General features: G+C 52.1%; 14 protein-coding genes. 13 read left to right on the plus strand and 1 reads right to left on the minus strand.

Annotation, left to right across the window (positions count from 1 at the left end):
• Positions 1 to 12 precede the first annotated feature (12 nt).
• From PPOP_RS09915 to PPOP_RS09955, 8 genes are all read left to right on the plus strand, one after another.
• Positions 13 to 393, plus strand: a complete 381-nt coding sequence (locus PPOP_RS09915; RefSeq protein ID WP_042228294.1) for a hypothetical protein — start codon at positions 13 to 15, stop codon at positions 391 to 393.
• A 102-nt stretch (positions 394 to 495) separates the two neighbouring features.
• On the plus strand, positions 496 to 1146 hold the full coding sequence (locus tag PPOP_RS09920) for an ABC transporter ATP-binding protein (RefSeq protein ID WP_006286161.1): 651 nt from the start codon (positions 496 to 498) through the stop codon (positions 1144 to 1146).
• A 468-nt stretch (positions 1147 to 1614) separates the two neighbouring features.
• A complete protein-coding gene (locus PPOP_RS21910) occupies positions 1615 to 1998 on the plus strand; it encodes a hypothetical protein (protein ID WP_006286162.1) in 384 nt (127 codons plus the stop codon).
• An 11-nt stretch (positions 1999 to 2009) separates the two neighbouring features.
• Complete coding sequence (locus PPOP_RS09930) at positions 2010 to 2813, plus strand: hypothetical protein (RefSeq protein ID WP_042228297.1); 804 nt, start codon at positions 2010 to 2012, stop codon at positions 2811 to 2813.
• 1378 nt (positions 2814 to 4191) lie between these two features.
• On the plus strand, positions 4192 to 5226 hold the full coding sequence (pheS, locus tag PPOP_RS09940) for a phenylalanine--tRNA ligase subunit alpha (RefSeq protein ID WP_006286164.1): 1035 nt from the start codon (positions 4192 to 4194) through the stop codon (positions 5224 to 5226).
• Between the two features lie 40 nt (positions 5227 to 5266).
• Complete coding sequence (gene pheT, locus PPOP_RS09945; RefSeq protein WP_006286165.1) at positions 5267 to 7708, plus strand: phenylalanine--tRNA ligase subunit beta; 2442 nt, start codon at positions 5267 to 5269, stop codon at positions 7706 to 7708.
• Positions 7709 to 7987: 279 nt separating this feature from the next.
• On the plus strand, positions 7988 to 9832 hold the full coding sequence (zapA, locus tag PPOP_RS09950; RefSeq protein WP_006286166.1) for a cell division protein ZapA: 1845 nt from the start codon (positions 7988 to 7990) through the stop codon (positions 9830 to 9832).
• A 45-nt stretch (positions 9833 to 9877) separates the two neighbouring features.
• Positions 9878 to 10489: a CvpA family protein gene (locus PPOP_RS09955; protein WP_006286168.1), complete on the plus strand. Its 612-nt coding sequence runs from the start codon at positions 9878 to 9880 to the stop codon at positions 10487 to 10489.
• Positions 10490 to 10842: 353 nt separating this feature from the next.
• Here the strand turns inward: PPOP_RS09955 and PPOP_RS09960 are convergent, their stop codons facing one another.
• Complete coding sequence (locus tag PPOP_RS09960; RefSeq protein WP_006286169.1) at positions 10843 to 11196, minus strand: phage holin family protein; 354 nt, start codon at positions 11194 to 11196, stop codon at positions 10843 to 10845.
• Between the two features lie 164 nt (positions 11197 to 11360).
• On the opposite strand from PPOP_RS09960, the gene PPOP_RS09965 reads away from it, so the two are divergent.
• The 5 genes from PPOP_RS09965 to PPOP_RS09985 all read left to right on the plus strand — a co-directional run bounded on the left by PPOP_RS09965 (position 11361) and on the right by PPOP_RS09985 (position 16567).
• Positions 11361 to 13718, plus strand: a complete 2358-nt coding sequence (locus tag PPOP_RS09965; protein ID WP_006286171.1) for an endonuclease MutS2 — start codon at positions 11361 to 11363, stop codon at positions 13716 to 13718.
• A gap of 29 nt (positions 13719 to 13747) precedes the next feature.
• Complete coding sequence (locus tag PPOP_RS09970) at positions 13748 to 14167, plus strand: DUF350 domain-containing protein (RefSeq protein ID WP_006286172.1); 420 nt, start codon at positions 13748 to 13750, stop codon at positions 14165 to 14167.
• 98 nt (positions 14168 to 14265) lie between these two features.
• Positions 14266 to 14799, plus strand: coding sequence for a hypothetical protein (locus PPOP_RS09975; RefSeq protein WP_006286173.1), 534 nt, complete (start codon positions 14266 to 14268; stop codon positions 14797 to 14799).
• 82 nt (positions 14800 to 14881) lie between these two features.
• Complete coding sequence (locus tag PPOP_RS09980) at positions 14882 to 16084, plus strand: MFS transporter (RefSeq protein WP_006286174.1); 1203 nt, start codon at positions 14882 to 14884, stop codon at positions 16082 to 16084.
• A 216-nt stretch (positions 16085 to 16300) separates the two neighbouring features.
• Positions 16301 to 16567 (plus strand): hypothetical protein, encoded by a 267-nt coding sequence (locus tag PPOP_RS09985; protein ID WP_006286175.1) that lies wholly within the window; start codon positions 16301 to 16303, stop codon positions 16565 to 16567.
• Positions 16568 to 16576 lie beyond the last annotated feature (9 nt).

Raw genomic sequence — 16576 nt, forward strand, 5'->3', positions numbered from 1 at the left:
GGATGATATTGTATGAAGAAAATAATTACGGTAGGAACGCTAGCACTCTGTTTGCTAATTTCTGGGGTAGCATCAGCTGCGACATGGCACTCCTCCACGATTACCCTTCCGCGAACAGGAAGTTGGGATACCGTGGAGAGAGAGGCTACAGGATCATCTCAACAAACAAAAGTATTAAACAATGAATATAATGTTTATGCAAAGATTGTGCTTGCTGCTAACGATTCAGATTTAAGTGACTATGAGTTGCATCAAGATAAAGACCACTCTGACTATGGTCAAGTGATGACGCATAATACCAACACAAGGGTAGGCGACAATATTAAAGCGCGGTTTAAAACAGCTTGGGATAACTATAGAACAACTCGAGCCCTCCTTAGTTGGGCCCCATAATTTTTGTAAACCTAATTAAGGGAAGGTGCAACCCATATAAAATGTGGGTTGCACTTTTATCCTTACATTAAAGAAATGGAACAAGAGAAGGGAGCTTTATCCATGGGTAACGACGTTGTTTTAAGCTTATCTGGAGTTACAAAGAAATTTCGTGAACATCTAGTCTTAAAACATATTGATTTACAAGTGAATGCCGGTGATGTGATTGGCATTGTTGGAGTAAATGGTAGTGGCAAAACAACATTACTTAAAACAATTATGGGGTTTATGTATCCCGACAAAGGAACCGTGCAAGTAAAGGGGAAAAACGTATCTCCAGGCATGTTAGGTAATTTACCTGATCGTGTGGGAGCACTGATTGAAGATCCGTTGTTTCTCCCCCAATTTACAGGTTTTCAGAATCTATCATTACTAGCTTCAATTAGAAACGAAATGAAGCGCGACGATATTATTAAAGTAATGGAACAAGTCGGCTTACATCCATTTTTAAAAAGAACAGTCCGGAAATATTCATTAGGAATGAGACAACGATTAGGAATTGCGCAAGCCATCATGGAAAATCCCGTCTTAGTCCTGTTCGATGAACCTACGAATGGACTAGATACAGAAGGGGTAAAAAGGTTTCATTCAATCGTTCATTCTATGACCCAATCAGGCGTCAGTTTTATCATTGTTTCCCATCGAACGGAAGATACTTCTAGCTTGTGTAAAGTAACTTATCGATTAGAACAAGGACAGCTACTTCCAAATTAAAATTCTAAAGATTTTCAAAAGGAGCAAAACTTCTTGATACGTATACAATTTTGTTGGATAAGATGGCTTATAGTTTGGTTCATTTTATTTTTATCTGCAATCATTTCCAGATATGTGCTGACGTTCGAATTTCTCCCCTCTGGGAAGAAACTTTTATTGGGTGATTATTTATTTTCCACCTTATCAAGCCCTTTTGTTATCATTTTCATTATTCCGTTTACTTACTGCTATTTGGTAAGCGACCTTTACATTAAAGATACTGAAGGGGAATATATTACTTTAGTAATGGCGAGATTATCTAATCGAACGCAATACGTGCTTTATAAATTTTTTTATATTATAAGTTCATCATTATTATTTTTTTTCAGTTTTGTTATTTTGGTAGTCTTGACAGGTCTATTATTTCGTCTGCCGTGGAAAGGCCCCTACTATTTTCAAGTGATACATAGTAAGGAGGTTGTTAGCTGGATGGAACTTACCCAACTGTTATTCATTCAGGCAAACCTCATTTTATTATTACTCGTTTCACTCGGATTGTTCATGCTTGCGCTCTCTCTTCTTTTTAAACATGTTGTAGCCGGTTATGCCGGAGTGGTAGCGCTTATTTTACAAAGTCACAGTTCCATTTTTGATAATCATTCCGGACTAATATACACTCCGCTTGCTCAAGCGATACTTGCATTGCATGCGCCTTACTATTTTTATGTATTACCTATGGAACATAATCAAGCATCTGTTGAAATTATTAACAATTTTACACCTATATATTCAACCTTCTATTTTCTTGTTGTCATAGCCGGTCTGTTCGCTCTATGTTTGGTTCGCATAAGAACAATGAATATGGGTGAATAGAGGTTGAAACAATGAAGAATATGTACGCTACGTTTAAACTTTACCTGTTGTTCTACCCGCGTAAAAGTCAGCTTGTAATCGCCGCACTTGGGATCGTAAATGTACTCTGTCAAATCTTCTTACTTGACCAAATATCTATCATTGAGCAAGTTGAAGTTACGGTCGCCGATAGTATGTTGTGTATTTTTGGGGGATTAGAACAAACCTATCGCTCTGCAACGTTTACAAATTGGCTCCTTACCCTTCTGCCCATCGTGTTACTTATTCAGACTAACGCTTGCCCGGAAGGGATTCATACGCTCCTTATAAATAGAATCGGTTCCAGAGTCAAGTGGTGGTTAGCCAAGAGCATATCGATGATTTTTGTGATTGTTTTTTATCAACTTTTTCTTTTTTTAATCACTGCCCTTATCTCTAGTTTTATTTTTCAGACCGAAGCGAAATGGACTGGATATACGATGCTGTATTATTCTGGTGTGTATGAGGCAGGAATCCCGGCACAGACAATGATGATTATCTTGTTATTATTTTTTGTAACAGGCGGTATGACACTGGCTCTTCTTATAAGTACGCTCCATTTCGTAGTGAATTATGATTCGAAAAAAATATCAATCATCATTCTCACGTTTATTGTTCTCGCCGTATTAGCCATTAACGGCGTGGTACCAAGGTATTTGTCACCGTTTCTCTATACCTCAACCCTTGACATTTTACCCACCTACTTTACATACTGGATGAACTTATCTGTCAATATAGGGGTTCTCGTTATTTGTTTATTCATAGGATGCCTGCTTTCGACTAGGAAGCAATTATAGTTTAGGTGTACATACATAAAAAAATGGAGGGATAATAGTGTATAACTCTTTTATTAAGATGGAGTGGAAAAGAACTTGTTACAGATGGCAACTTCTTGTTGCCTTCATTGCCTTTATGGCTGTATTTATCCATATTGTGTCCATGCAAAAAGCAAGTATACCTAATCATAGTGGCTATCCTATGGAGCTAATACTCGGAAAAACTAATCCATTTATTAGTTTTGTTAAAGGCATAGGTTGGAACTTAAATAGCTACATGGCAACTGTATTCCCCCTCATCGTGATGCTCATTTGTGGAGATTCATTGTTTATTGATTATAGAACAGGCTATTTTCAATATTGTCTATCGCGGACATCGTTGAAGAAATATATAGTATGTAAGACGATGTCTATAGCTATAGTAACGTTTGTAGTTACTTTGCTATTTCAAATAATAGCGTTTATCTATTGTCTATGTACAAGTCCATTTCACATCCCAACGATGTCTTCTCAAATAAAACCCACGATACCTAGTTTAGGGAGAGACCTTTATCTTCATAATGTATATATGTACATTTTTTTTGTTATGTTGCTGTTAAGTTTAGCTGCTGCTGTCATTGCCATGATCGGACTTGTGGTATCAAATGTAGTTCGGCATAGCTCTCTAGTTTTTTCAATTCCATGGATACTCATTTTATTAGTGGGTCAAGTTTTTTTATATATTGCTCCTGAGACAAAGTACATTACAAAGATACTGAGTCCGTTACACAATTTAGGTCCATTTTTATTCAGCTCTAATCATACGTGGTGGAGTATTGGATTATACTGGGGTGGGGCCTGCCTTTTGTTTTCCTTCCTTGCTTATCGACTTGCGCTTCGGAAATGTACCTCACAATAGCACCGGCCCTTATTTTTATTGTCCAACGAAGTGTAGCCGATCCATGATCTCAGAACAGTGAGGGGATGACATTATCACAGAAGAACAACACCGTGCGCATTGCCCCTTGCAAAACAGCGGCGCGTTGACTATAATACATGAAATGCAACGTATTGCTTATCGTAATAACTTGTATCCTTACAACTGCCGAGATGGAGATAAGTACGCAGCACCGCTTCCCAGGGAGGATGCGCCGCCGATTGAGAGCGCGTCTGAAGACATGGACTGCCGAAATTCGCTCCGGAGCAGGGCCTTGAACGGCAGGCAGCCGCCTGTGCCAGTAGAGGCGCCCGGCGAACGACCCGTTATCGTCGTATTCAAGTGAGACAGCACGCGACATTGGCCATGCCGGAGCGTGTGTTGTCTAATAAGGGTGGTACCACGGCCTTCTCGTCCCTTGAGACAGAGAAGGCTTTTTTATATTGAAGAGGTTGAATGGAAAACCAAAGGGAGGTTGACACCATGAAGGAGCGTTTACAGGCGTTGCGCGCCGAAGCGCTGGAGAAGCTGCAGCACGTGAAGGATGCGAACAACTTGAACGAGCTGCGCGTCAAATTTCTTGGCAAAAAAGGGGCGCTTACCGAAATATTGCGCGGCATGGGCGGTCTGAGCGCGGAAGAGCGTCCGTTGATCGGCCAGATAGCGAATGAAGTGCGCGGAGCCATCGAACAGGATATCGAAGAGAAGCAGGAGGCATTTCAGCGGGAAGTGACGGAACGCCGTCTTCAGGCGGAGACGATTGACGTGACGCTGCCGGGACGCCCGTTGGCGCAGGGTGCGGCACACCCGCTGCAAAAGGTCATCCAGGAGATGGAAGACATCTTTATCGGCATGGGATATACCGTTGCGGAAGGTCCGGAGGTCGAGCATGATTACTACAACTTCGAGGCGCTGAACCTGCCGAAGGAGCATCCGGCTCGCGATATGCAGGATTCCTTCTACATTACGGAGGAACTGCTGATGCGGACGCAGACGTCGCCGGTCCAGGTGCGCACGATGGAGAAGATGAAGGGCGAGGTTCCGGTCAAAATCATTTGTCCGGGTCGGGTATACCGTCGCGATGATGACGATGCGACCCATTCATACATGTTCCATCAGATCGAGGGGCTTGTGATTGACCAACATATCCGGATGAGCGATCTGAAGGGCACGCTGCTGCAATTTATGCGTGAAATGTTCGGCGCACATATGCAGATTCGGCTTCGTCCGAGCTTCTTCCCGTTCACCGAGCCCAGCACGGAGGTCGATGTCACCTGCGTGAAATGCGGCGGCAGCGGCTGCCGGATCTGCAAGCAGACCGGCTGGATCGAGATTCTGGGGGCAGGGATGGTTCACCCGCGCGTACTGGAAATGGGCGGCTACGATCCGGAGGTGTATACCGGATTCGCGTTCGGCATGGGCGTCGAACGGATTGCGATGCTTAAGTACGGGGTGGATGATATCCGCCATTTCTATACGAACGACCTGCGGTTCTTGCAGCAATTTGCTCGCATGTAGCCGGAGGAACTATCTCTCACAGGAAAGGAAGAGAACGGCCATGAACGTATCCTACCAATGGTTGGCGGAATATATCGATGTGACCGGCGTGACTGCCGAGGAATTGGCGGCGCGCATGACGCAAGCCGGCATCGAGATTGATGTGATAGAGAACCGTAACAAAGGAGTGGACGGCATCGTCGTCGGCGATGTCAAGTCGCGGGAGAAGCACCCGGATGCCGACAAGCTGAACGTATGTCAGGTGGACGCCGGCACGGGCGAGTTGCTGCAGATTGTGTGCGGGGCCAGTAATGTGGACACCGGCCAGAAGGTGCCTGTCGCGCTTATCGGCACGGTTATGCCGGACGGCATGAAGATCAAGAAGGCCAAGCTGCGCGGCGTCGAGTCGCAGGGCATGATCTGCTCGGCGAAGGAACTGGGCATGAATGACAAGCTGCTGCCGAAGGAAATGCAGGCAGGGATTCTCGTCCTGCCGGAGAGCACCGAAGTCGGAACGCCGATCATGGATGTGCTCGGTCTGAACGACTATGTGCTGGAGCTGGATCTGACGCCGAATCGCTCGGATTGCCTGAGCATGCTGGGCGTGGCGTATGAGACGTCCGCCCTGCTCGAGCGCCCGCTTCGCCTGCCGAAAACGCAGGTCGAAGAGGATGCTTCGGCACCGGCAGCGGATGCGATTCGCGTCAGCATCAGCGCAGCCGACGGATGCAGCCGTTATGCGGCCCGCTATATCCGCAATGTGACGATCCAGCCATCTCCGCTATGGCTGCAGAACCGGCTGTTGGCGGCGGGCGTGCGCCCGATCAACAATATCGTTGATGTGACGAATTACGTCATGCTGGAATACGGGCAGCCGCTGCATGCGTTCGATGCCGACCAGGTGAACGAAGGCATGATCGAAGTCCGCTATGCACGCGAAGGCGAGACCTTCGTGACGCTAGACGGGCAAGAGCGGAAGCTGGAGCCGCATATGCTCCTCATTACGGACGGATCGAAGCCGATCGGGCTGGCGGGTGTGATGGGCGGAGAAAATTCAGAGGTAACGGAGCGGACGGTCAACCTCTTGCTGGAATCGGCCCATTTCGCGGGCAGCGTCGTGCGCAGAACGTCCCGTCAGCTCGGACTTCGCTCCGAAGCGTCGCTTCGCTTCGAGAAGGAAGCGAACCCGGAAGCGGTCATTCCGGCCCTGAACCGTGCGGCCGAATTGATTCGCCAATTAGCGAACGGTACGGTCTCCGCAGGCATCGTCGAAGAGTGCAAGCAGCGGCAGGAGCGCCCTGTTATCACGCTTACGCTGGACAAGACGAACCGGCTGCTCGGTACCTCGCTCCAGTCGCACGAAGTGAAGACGATTCTCGACCGGCTCGGTCTCGAATCGGAACATTCCGGCGACGCATTCCATGTGACGGTGCCGGGCCGGCGCGGCGATATTACGCGCGATGTCGACCTGATTGAAGAGGTTGCCCGCATCTATGGCTATAACCGGATTCCGACGACGGCGATTGAAGGCGTAACGACACCGGGCCATCTGACGAAGGCGCAGCGGATCCGACGCGCCATCCGCCATCAGCTGACGGACAACGGCCTGCATGAGACCGTGACCTATTCGTTCACGCATCCGGAGGAAGCGAAGCGGTTCCCTGCGTTGGCAGCGAATGCCGTTCCGGTCAAGCTGCTCATGCCGATGAGCGAGGAACGCAGCGTGCTCCGTACAAGCCTGCTACCGAGCATGCTCGATGTCGCGGCGTACAATCGGAACCGAAAATCGGACAACATTCAGATTTTTGAATTGGGCAGCTTGTACATGACGCCGCAGGAACCGCTGTCGGAGCTTCCCCAGGAGGAGCCGGTGCTTGGCCTGCTGTTGGCGGGCGCGCGCCGGGCGCCGCAATGGAACATCGCCGCGGAAGCGGTAGATTTCTTTGATGTGAAGGGAATTGTCGACAGCTTGGCGGCATATCTCGGCCTCGAAGGACAGATCCGCTATGAAGCAAACCGGCCGCAAGGCTTGCATCCAGGCCGATCGGCGACCATGTATCTTCAGACGAACGGGGAAGAGCAGTGGCTCGGCATCATCGGCCAATTGCATCCGGAGGTACAGCGGGATAAAGATCTAGGCGACACCTATGTCGCGGAAATTCATCTGAAGCCGTGGATTGAAGCGGCTTCTACCAATATCACCTACAAGACGCTTCCTCGCTTCCCTGCGGTCGAACGCGACATTGCGGTTGTCGTCGAACGCGGGATGGCTGTCGGCGAGCTCGTTCAGACGGCAAAGCATGCGGCGGGAGAATGGCTGGAATCGGTCCGGGTATTCGATGTTTATACTGGGGATCGGATCGCGGCGGACCGAAAGAGCGTGGCGATCTCGCTCACTTATCGGCATCCGGAGCGGACATTCACCGACGAAGAGATTATGGAGATTCACGCACGTGTTATTTCCGCGCTGGAAGTCGGATTCGAAGCGGAGCTCCGCAAATAGTACGAAATGAAGGAAGCGGATTGCCATCCTCTGGTCTAATGGAGGACCGGCAGTCCGCTTTTCTATCATCATCTCGCAGAAACGCTTTACCCTCAAAGAGGCCATAGCGTTTTTGGCCTGCCGCCATGTTCTTTTCCCAAGGAAAACAAGACAATTCTGTCGAGTCCGAGAAGGAAATGAAGCTTGTCATGCCGAACCTAATAGGGATGGAAGTATAGATATTGCCAGCACTTGACAGTATCAGGGGCCAGGCGATTTACAGGCAAGGAGGACGCTGGAATGACCACTCCGGACAACAAGCATCGGGTTACGGTTGACATATATGGAACGCAGTATAAATTGGTAGGAACGACGAGCAAGGAGTACATGAGAAACATCGCCTCCATGGTAGACGAGCGTATGCGTACCCTCTCGGACGTCAATTCCAGATTGGATACGACGCGCATCGCCGTCCTGGCGGCCGTGCATATTGCGGAAGAAGTGCAGAAAATACAGGATGAGCATGAGCGGATCGGCCAGTCTCTGCTGGAGCAGGAACAGGCCGGCCTGGAGCTGACCCGGGAGCTGGAACGGGTCAAGTCGCAATCGGCGCGTGCGCTTGAGGAGCTTCAGAAGGAGACGGGAGCGCAGATGAAGCAGCTCCAGCAGGCGTTGACGGCGGAGAAGGAGAACACCGAGAAGCAGACCACGGGTCTGCGCGTGGAGACAGCCAAGCTGAAGGAGTCCAATCAGCAGCTATCGGAACAGAAGAAGCAGGCAGTGGCGGAGAAGGAGCAAGCAGCCGCGAAGCACGATCAGCTGATGAAGCAGAAGCTGTCCGAACAGGAGCGGATCTGGAGTGAGAAGCTGGCTATTCAGGAGGCGGAATGGAAAGAGAACATCGCGGCAGCTGAGCGGCTGGCCGAAGAGACAGTTGCGATGTGGGAGGAACAGCTTGCTGAACAGACCGCTGCTTGGGAAGGCCAATTGGCCACCGTGAAGTCGGCGCATAAGCTCCAATTGAAGCAAGCCGAGGAACAGGCGGCAGCAGAGCTGGAGCAGCTCCAAGCGGAGATCGAGCGCATGAAGGCCACACATGAGGCTGAGGAGGAGCAATGGCTTGAAGCGCATCAAGAAGAGCTGGAGCAGGTCAGCGGCGAATGGCAGAACAAGCTCAATCGTCTTCAAGCGGTTCATGCGGAGGAACTGCAGAAGGTACACAACCGCCATGCCGAAGAGGTGGAAGTGATGACCAATCTGCAGATTGAAGCTGCGGAGGAGCATACGAAGGCATTGGCCGAGGAGCAGGCACTGCGCGAGGTGGCGGATGTGAAGGTGGCGCAAGCGGCGGATCGCATCCAGCAGTTGGAGGGCCGCCTGAGCCGGGCGGAAAAGCTGGATCTTGCGCGTCAGGTGGAGATGGAGCGTCTGATGCGGGTTCGCGACGAGGCCCATGCGAATGCGGCCGAGCTGCAGCAGTCGCTGTCCGACGCGATGCAGAGGCATCAGCAGGCGGAAGAGCGCGAACGCGAACGGTTGGAGCAGGCCATCGCCGCCTTGCGGGAGCAGCATGAAGCGGAGGCGCTCCATTGGAAGGCGGCTGCCGATACCGTGCAGGAGGCGCAGCAGGAGGCTGCCGCGGCGGTCGAAGCGGGACGACGCGAGCTGCTGGAAGCACGGGAGCAGACCGCCAAGTGGGAAGAGAAATGCAGCCGCCTGGAGACGGAATGGCAGGAGCATGTGGATCAATTCCAAGCTCGGGAGCAAGAATGGAAGCGGAACGAAGCCGCTTGGCAGGCTCAGGCCGACGAGTGGACGGAGCAGGAGCAAGCTTGGTCCTTGGCGTTCAAGGCCTGGAACGAAGAACGGGATGAAATGCAGCGGCGGCTGAAGGAAGCGGAAGTCGAATCGGCCCGGCTGCAGGCGACCGCGCAGGATGGCCAGGAGCAGCTTGTGAAGCAGATACAGGAGCAATTCGAGGTGCTGTCCCATCAATTCCGGCTGTCGCAGGTGGAGCGCAATATGGAGCGGCAGCAGGCCAAGGAGATGGAGGAGGCTTACCTTCAACTGAAGGACGAATATCAGAAGCTCCAGAGCGAGTTCAATGAATGGCTGGAATTGATCGATCAGGACGTTAACGAATAGAGAACGAGAATGTTCAAAAGAATGTTAAAAAGTAAAGGAAGAAATATGGGTATAGACATCTTGGGATTTTTGCATAGACTGTGGGGCACTATTGCGAATGCTTTTGCCGCCTGGAACGGGCTGGATTATGTACTGGCGGCAGCCGCTGCGGCATCGGTAGCATGGGGGGCATCGCGGGGAATAAAGTCCCAGCTTCTGTCCCTTATTGGATGCATCGTGTCATTCATTGTCGCCTCGCGGTATTACGAAGATTTCGTGCCATGGGTGCGGCGGCGGCTGTTCCCTCCCGATGCGGGGAGCGGCGCAGGTACTGGCGGGGCCACATCGTCCCTCTCTCCGGCCCTGATGGAGACGGTGCATGCGGTTGTCGCGTTCATTTTGCTGTTCACCTTCGCGATGGCGGGGCTGTGGCTCATCCGGTTCGTCATTCAGAAGCTGACCGCAGCGAAGCCGCTGCGCGCCGTGGATCGGCTGGTAGGCGCCCTATTGGGGTTGGTGCAATTTGCTTTTGTCTGGTGCATCTTGTACGTCATGCTCCGCGCTTGGCCGACTGGCGCTATCCGCGATTGGGCGGGAGCATCCGTCTGGATGAAATGGACTGGGGTGTGGATACCCGATGTGATGGCACAGGCAGTCACTTGGGCGCATTGGCTATAATTGGGCACGGTGCATTCGTCTCTGAACGAAGCGAGCGCGCTGCATGCAAAAAGCCGCCATCTCCCCGAAGGGCAGAACGGCGGCCTCTGTCTGCCTAGCGCAGCGGGGTACGTTAATCGACAATCAGCTTTAAGCACCCGGCTTGTCGGGGGGTGATGATTTGTTCGGTCTGATTCGGGTCTAGCTTCAGGCCCAGCCATCGCCTGCGTCTCATGCTCATCCCCTTTATCAGTCCAGTGTAACGGATGCATTGGCGGATGGCCAAGTCTATTAAGACAAGGGATTGCTGTCCATGCCGGCATGTCGTCTGATAAGGGGGAGAGTATGGACTTGAAAAAGGCTTGAAGTCTGGGCTATGATTGTTTACCGGCTTCGAATGGAGACGCAATCGGGATGAACAAGTCGATCAACCCAATAACCAGTGCGGCCAGAATGGCGCCCAGAATGCTAACCGATACGCCGCCGACGAAAAATTGGGCTACATATATGACCAAGGCGCTGGCCAGAAAGCCGACAATTCCGCGTCCGAACGGCGTGACTTTTTTGCCGAAAATGCCTTCGACAATCCAGCCGAACAATGCGATCACCAAGGCCAGGATCAGGGCACTCCAGAAGCCGCCTACGGAAAACGCCGGCACAATCCAGCCCGTGACCATCAATACAATTGCCGCGACGATAAATCGAACGACATGGCCAAGAAAATTCATGGACTTTCCTCCTTACTTGTTTGAAAGGGTGTAGGTTGTGCAACAATTAGTGTAACCTTTTCCTCGATAAACATGAGTGGCAGGTTCAGACATCATAGCTATCAAAAATGAGTTTCGTAATAATGGACACCGAATAATGGACACCGAGAGGAGTTGAACGGGTTGTGGATTCAAAAATATTGAATACGCTGGATTACCATAAAATACTAGCCTCCCTCGCCAATCATGCGGCGACCGGCCTGGGAGAGCAGGCCGCGCTGCATCTGAGGCCGATCTCGGACTTCGAGGAAGTGAAGCGGCGTCTGCAGGCGACCGACGAAGCGATGACGGTCGAGCGTCTTAAGGGTGGGCCTCCACTCGCAGGGGTCAAGGATATTCGGGGAGCTTTGAAGCGGGCACGGATTCAAGCGATACTCAGTTCCACCGAGCTGTGGGATATTTCGGCGCTGCTCTTCGCGGCACGGCGAACGAAGCACCATATTGCCGCCGTTCATGAGGAAGAAGCGATCCCGTTATTGCAGGATCTGGCGGAGACGATCAGCGATCAGAAGCAGCTGGAGGAGGACATCCGCCAATGCATCGACGAGCAGGGCGAGATTCTCGACCAGGCCAGCTTCGAGCTGGCGGCCATCCGGCGGGAGCTTCGTACTGGCGAGACGCGCATCCGGGAGAAGCTGGAGGCGATGATACGCACCTCGAACGCGGCCAAAATGCTGCAGGAGCAGCTGATTACGATCCGCAACGATCGGTACGTTATTCCAGTCAAGCAGGAATACCGCAGCCATTACAGCGGCATCGTCCATGATCAATCCGGTTCAGGAGCTACACTGTTCATTGAGCCGGAGGCGATCGTGGCGATGAACAATCATCTGCGCGAGACCAAGCTGCGGGAGGAGCGGGAGATCGAGCGGATTTTGTCCCGTCTGACCGATCGGGTCGGCTTAATTGCGGATGTGCTGGAGTACGATACAGGGGCCGTGGAGACGCTGGACTTCATGTTCGCCAAGGCACGCCTCGCGCGGGAAATGAAGGCTTCCCTGCCGCGTATGAATGACCGCGGTTTCCTGAAGCTGCGGCAGGCCTGCCATCCGCTGATTCCGGCCGATCAGGTTGTGCCGATCCATGTGGAATTGGGGAATTCCTATACGTCGATCCTGGTCACAGGTCCGAACACTGGCGGGAAGACGGTCACCTTGAAAACAATCGGGCTGTTGAGCCTGATGGCGATGTCGGGGTTATTCATTCCGGCAGAGGATGGAAGCCAGATGTGCGTATTCGACACCATTTATGCCGATATTGGCGATGAACAGAGCATTGAGCAGAGCTTAAGCACGTTCTCCAGCCATTTGACCAATATTATTCGCATTTTGGAGCAAATGACGCCAAAGAGTCTCGTCCTATTGGACGAGGTGGGTGCGGGTACCGACCCGGCCGAAGGGTCCGCCTTGGCGATTGCCATTCTGGAGCATATTCACCGGCTAGGCTGCCGGATGGTTGCGACGACGCACTACAGCGAACTGAAGGCATATGCCTATGAGCGCAAAGGCGTGATCAACGCCAGCATGGAATTCGATGTCCAGACGCTGCGCCCGACCTACCGGTTGCTGATCGGCGTTCCGGGCCGCAGCAATGCGTTTGCGATTGCGGAGCGGCTTGGTCTGCCGAAGTCGATTATCGATCATGCGCGCGGAGAAGTGACGGAAGAGGATATGCGCGTCGAGACGATGATCGCGTCGTTGGAGGACAACCGGCTGAAGGCCGAAGCAGAGCGGGAGACGGCGTCGAAGCTGCGCATGGATCTGGAAGCGATGCAGCAGAAGCTGACCCGTGAGCTAGAGAAGCAGGAGGCGGATCGGGAGAAGCGGCAGGCGCAAGCGGAAGAGAAGGCCCGTGCTATCGTGGACAAGGCCCGTCGCCAAGCCCAGGAGATTATCGCCGACCTGCGGCAGCTAGCGATGGAAGGAGTCGAGGTCAAGGAGCATATGCTAACGGAAGCGCGGAAGCGATTGGATGAGGCCGCGCCCGAGGCCAAGCTGGCTGCGAAGCCGAAGCGGCAAGCGAAGCCGGCCCGCCGCATTGAGGCAGGAGACGACGTCAGGGTGTACAGCTTGAATCAAAAGGGCAGCGTGGTCGAGTTCGTCGGCGAGGAGGCGGTCGTTCAGCTTGGCATGATGAAGATGAAGGTGCCGCTGGATGATCTGGAGCTGCTGTCTTCAGTGAAATCCGCCGCTAAGGCCGTGCAGTCGGGAACGAATGTGAAGCGGACTCGGGGAGACACGATCCGGTCGGAGCTCGATCTCCGAGGAGCTAACCTAGAGGAAGCGTTAATGGAAGTCGACCGTTTCCTCGATGAGGCGCTGATTGGCAATTTGGGGCAGGTCTATATTATTCACGGCAAAGGGACAGGCATCCTCCGTTCTGGAATTCAGGAATTTTTACGCAAGCACAAGCACGTCAAAAGCTTCCGTCTCGGCGACTTCGGAGAGGGCGGAACGGGAGTGACCGTGGCTGAGTTGAAGTAAAAATAGCTTGAGACCAAAGGGGGAGCATTATGGAAGTGCTGATTGAACAATGGCTAAGCAATCCCTACGTATCCATGATTGCCTATTTTTCCGTAGCCGTGCTGGCTTTAGTGCTGCTGTTGTCCATTTTCGAGCTGGTGACGAGATACAAGTGCTGGAATGAAATCTGCAAGGGGAATCTCAGCGTTGCAATGGCCACGTCCGGTAAAATATTTGGGATATGCAATATTTTCCGCTTCGGAATCGTGGTCAGAGATTCCTTATATACGTCCTTGCTGTGGGCAGCGCTCGGATACATGCTGTTGCTTGCCGCCTATTTTTTATTCTGCTTCTTAATGCCTTATTTTCGGTTTGATGAAGAGATCCAAAAGGATAACCGAGCGGTTGGCCTATTGGCGATGATGATTTCCATTTCGCTATCCTATATTATAGGGGCTAGCATCAAGTGATGCCGCCTGACGCTGCGGTTGATCTCCATAACGTCTGGGAGGGATTGCGGAATGAAGTATTTATTGGGGAAATTTAGAGTAAGAAGGAGCGGAAGTCGATGAGCGAGTCCGGCAAAATAATTTGTCCTTGGTGCGATACGGAAATTGTATGGGACGAGGAACTGGGCCCGGAGAAAGAATGTCCGCATTGCCAGAATGAGCTGAACAATTACCGCACGCTCAATGTCGAACTGGAAATGGAAGTAGACGAAGGGACGGCGTCCAGGGAGCGGGAAGATGGCGAAGAGTCGGAGGAGAAGGGCTGGTCCAACTTCGGTTGGGATGATGTCAGCGTGCTGTATAGCGATACGGATACGTTTCGTTACCAGGAAGGCGTGGACCAGATCCTGCACAGTCAAGTGGAAGTGCCGGAATGCCCGCACTGCCGTGAATATATGCTGCTTGCCGGCACGGAGGCGATATCTGGAACGAGCTTCGAGCCAGCCCGGCCGGAAGCACTGGCGGCGCCATTGCTTCAGCCGCCGTTCAAGTTAAACGTCTATGTGTGCACATCCTGCTTCCAGGTGTCCAAAATATTGGCGGCGCCTTATCGCGAAGCGATGATGGAAAATGTAAGAAATGCAAAAGCTTAATAAATAAAACGCCTGCTTTGGGGCAAGTTAACAGCTGTAACCATATGGCTACCAGCTCTAAAAGCAGGGAGGGTTCACCTTCGTGAAAGCGCGTTTTGACGGCCAGTCTTTATTGCTCCTGGTCGTATTCGGCCTATTTTCGTTGGCGAACGCTCTGTCTGGGACGTTCGTCAATGTTTTTTTATGGAAGATGAAATCGGAATTCACCTTTATCGGCTGGTTTACTTTTACACAGCAGGCGGCTATGGCCATTATATTTTATGTTGCCGGAAAATGGGTGAAGGAAGGAAATAAAATGAATTGCCTTCGGCTGGGCATTGGCTTATCCGCCTTATTTTACGCGGCGGTTCTGTGGCTCGATAAGGCAGCGGTGCAGTACATACTCCCGCTCGGCTTGGTGCTCGGCGCCGCCAACGGAGCTTTCTGGTTGGCGTACAATGTTATCTATTTTGAAATCACGAACGCGGCCAATCGCGATTTGTTCAATGGCTGGACGGGCTTTGTCGGATCTTTGTGCGCCATGATCGCCCCGTGGGTATCCGGGCTGCTCATTTCTGGATTAGGGGGAGAACGGGGGTATACGGTGATTTTCACGGCCTCGCTGATCGTGTTCGTCAGCGCAGGCATATTCAGCTTTTGGCTGCACCGGCGGCCGCCGGAAGGAGCGTACCGCTGGTCGCTTCCATTTACGGCTTGGAAGCCGAGGCGAAGCCCATGGCGTGTCGCCCTTCCGGCGCTGGCCGCCCAGGGGGTGCGCGAAGGCGTATACTATTTCCTGGTCGGACTGCTTGTCTATATCACGACAACCAACGAGCTGAAGCTGGGGAACTATACGCTCATCACTTCGGGTATCGCGCTTGTCAGCTTCTATCTGGCGGGCCGGCTGTACCGCACTTCCTATCGCGCCGCAGGCATGATCGCAGGAAGCGTGGCGATGGCAGCGGCCATTATCCCTTTGTATATCCAAGTGAACTATGCAATGCTCATCCTCTTCGGCGGTATCACTTCTCTGTTCTCCCCATTATTCATCATACCGATGACCTCCTCGACTTTTGATATTATGGGACGGGACGAGGAGTCGGTCAAGCAGCGGGTGGAGCTGACCGTCGTTCGCGAATTCGGTCTGCTGGCCGGAAGGCTGCTGGGCATCGTGGCATTTATTGGGCTCGCTAGCTGGCGCTCCGGGCAGTTGGCTATCGTGAGCTTCCTGGCGGTGACCGGGAGCGCGCCCATTCTTGGCGCTTTGTTCATGCAGCGGCTTGTCAAGCAGGGAGCGAAGCAGTAGCGAGTCGCTCTGGTATGAAGCTGCTCGCCGCGATTGGCGGCGTCTTCCAAGTTTGACTTGGCCGGAAGCGCCGCCTGTGGCTCTCTCCTGCTTACCCAGCGCTCACTTCATCCGCGTCAATGCTCTACGAATTCGATTTACATATTTTTCTCAACAGAGAGTCATAATACAAATGATTGTCAACATTTTCACAGTAGAAAGGAGCAGAACCCAACGATGCCATATGGACAACAAAGCCATCTTTCGATGAAGCCGCTATCTGCAAAAGAACTGGAATATATCGTAGATTCCATTTCCAATGAGGATTTGTTGATGAAGCAGTGCGCGGCGACGGCGGCGAACACGAACAATCCCGGAATCCAGCAGACGCTCGTCCAGATGGTGTCTGTACATCAGCAGCATATGAACCTGCTGATGCAATCGCTGCAGCAGCATGCCCAGATCGCGCCGACTCATGCCCAGCAGGAGAACCAGTCCCAATAACGACGAACG

This window comes from Paenibacillus popilliae ATCC 14706, from assembly GCF_000315235.1.
Taxonomy (GTDB): Bacteria; Bacillota; Bacilli; order Paenibacillales; family Paenibacillaceae; genus Paenibacillus_B; species Paenibacillus_B popilliae.